Raw genomic sequence first — 2,200 nt, 5'->3', positions numbered from 1 at the left:
CATCCCCCTCGAGGACGACTTCAAAGACTTCAACGGATAACAAAAACCGCCAGCATACTCATTCAGAACCCCGGCAGGTCGGAACCTACCCCACCCGCCGGGGTTTTTTATTTTCTGCAAAAAGTCTTATAAAAAAGAAACCCTCCCCAAAACGAAATATTAGGAAAATACTATAGAAACAAAAAGTCTGATAACATCTCAGATGAAACACGCTCTCTTTGCTTTTTATCCAGACAGAGAAATGAGAGAAAAAGCAAAAAATTTAACTAAACTTTTTTAGAAAGCTCGTCGAATCTATCGGTGTTTTCCGGCGGGCCTATCCGGAAATATTCTGATAATCCGCCGCTGTTCTTTTAGACAATAAAAGAGAACTGTTAACATCCCTGATACACATCTTGTTCGACTGCAAAAACAAAACCGTTCAACTTTTTTTGGAGACTGACTATGAAAACAAAACATGTGCTTGTGTGGATTGCTTTCGCTGTCCTGACCAGTGTCTTGCTGGCCGCCGATGAAGAACCGAAGGTAAATCCGAAGGTAACGGCCCTTCTGGAGCAGCTGACCAAGGCCGCTGCGGAAGCCGCTCCGGATCTTTCCGAAGCCAAAACAGACGATGAAAAAAAGCAGCTGACGGAATCGCATGCCAAACTGCAGAAGTTCATTACAGAAAAACTGATTCCGCTGTGCACCAATCCGGTGTTTGTCAAGGAAACGGCGGCCCAGAACGCTAAGGGTGTTTCCCTGGATGAAATCAAGAAGATTGACGAACAGTGGCAAAAGGCCGAAGAGGAGCTGCCGATTCACAAAGAAAAACTGAATAACACCTGTGCAGCGGAAATCAAGCGGCTGGCCAAGGAAGTTCTGCCCAATCTGATCGGTGAATGCTTTGTGATGGACAATCAGGGCGCCAATGTCGGGCAAAATGTGATGACTTCCGACTACTGGCAGGGCGATGAGCCGAAGTGGCAGAAGTCCTTTAACGAAGGCAAAGGCGGCCTGATTATTGAGAAGCGCAAATATGACAAATCCACCGACAGCGTGGACCAGAAGGTATCCCTGCCGATTATTGACCCGGAAGGCAACGTGATCGGGGCTGTGTGCTGGGGCGTGAAAGTGGACAAACTGTAATCGGGATGCTGAACCTGCCATTAACCCTCGCAGACAGAAAGGGGACCATTTATGGTAATCCAAAGAAAAATCGGCATGCTGGCAATTGTACCGCTGGCAGTTCTGGCCGTGCTGTCACTGATTACCTGGCAGGCACTTCGCCGGACAACGCAGCAGTTTGACCAGAGCGTCAACCAGGCCTTTACGACTCTGATCGACAAGGAAATCAATCCGCTGATTGAAGAGACCTTCCTTCCGCTGATTAACAAGGATATCAAGGAGCTTGAGCAGATGCAGGAAAGCATCTCCCTGATGCTCGAAGCGGACCGTGATGTGCATCAGGCCCTTGTGGCCGAAAAAATGGCGCTGGCGGCTTCCGATGCAGACGAATTAAAAGCCATTGAAACGGTGCATTCGGAAAATATTGACCAGGCCGCCGTTCGGATGGAAAAAGCTGCTGCGTCCTTCCACTCTGACCAAACCCGTCAGCTGTACAAGGAATTTCTGGCGGAATTTGAGAGCTGGAAAGCCAAAACCCGGCGGGTTCTTGAGCAGTCCGCCTCGGCGGAAAAACTGGTTTGGGCGCGCAAATCGAGCAACGGAGGCAGTGCGGCCCAGGCCTTCGATGCCATGCGGGACAAAATCGACAAACTCCAACAGGCCCTCGAACAAGAAATTGCCGCCACAATGAAGGCCGTAGAAGCCAAAAAGCAGACGGCTGACGCCAAACGGCAGCTGGTTAATGCGAAAAAAGAAGAGACGATTCAAACCGCTGCCTCCATCCAGAAGGCAGCTCAAAGAACCATTGTGATCTTTCTGGCCGTCAGTATTGCAGCGGCTCTAACCGTCAGCATTCTGGCTCTGGGCATCAGCCGCTCGATTCTCAAGCCGCTCAAGCGAGTGATTGACTCGCTCCATGATGCATCTGAACAAATCCACAGTGCCTCCGGGCAGGTGTCCAGCGCGTCTCAGTCGCTAGCCCAGGGTGCAACTGAACAGGCCGCCGGGCTCCAGGAAACCTCCTCCAGTCTGGAAGAGATGTCCTCCATGACCAAGCAGAACGCCGACAACGCCCAGCAGGCCAACACCCTGG

General features: G+C 50.8%; 2 protein-coding genes. Both read left to right on the top strand.

The genetic code is table 11. The features are described from left to right. Nucleotides 1-444 precede the first annotated feature (444 nt). Complete coding sequence (locus PKY88_13300) at nucleotides 445-1,128, top strand: hypothetical protein (protein ID HOQ06176.1); 684 nt, start codon at nucleotides 445-447, stop codon at nucleotides 1,126-1,128. Nucleotides 1,129-1,179: 51 nt separating this feature from the next. Continuing rightward, on the top strand, nucleotides 1,180-2,200 hold a 1,021-nt coding region (locus PKY88_13295), incomplete at its 3' end, for a hypothetical protein (GenBank protein ID HOQ06175.1).

The sequence above is a fragment of the Anaerohalosphaeraceae bacterium genome, from assembly GCA_035378985.1.
GTDB lineage: Bacteria > Planctomycetota > Phycisphaerae > Sedimentisphaerales > Anaerohalosphaeraceae > JAHDQI01.
This window is presented reverse-complemented; position numbering and strand designations above follow the sequence as displayed.

Bases quoted from the DNA above. Each gene is read 5' to 3' on its own strand.
- PKY88_13300 (HOQ06176.1), top strand. From the start codon at position 445: ATGAAAACAAAACATGTGCTTGTGTGGATTGCTTTCGCTGTCCTGACC.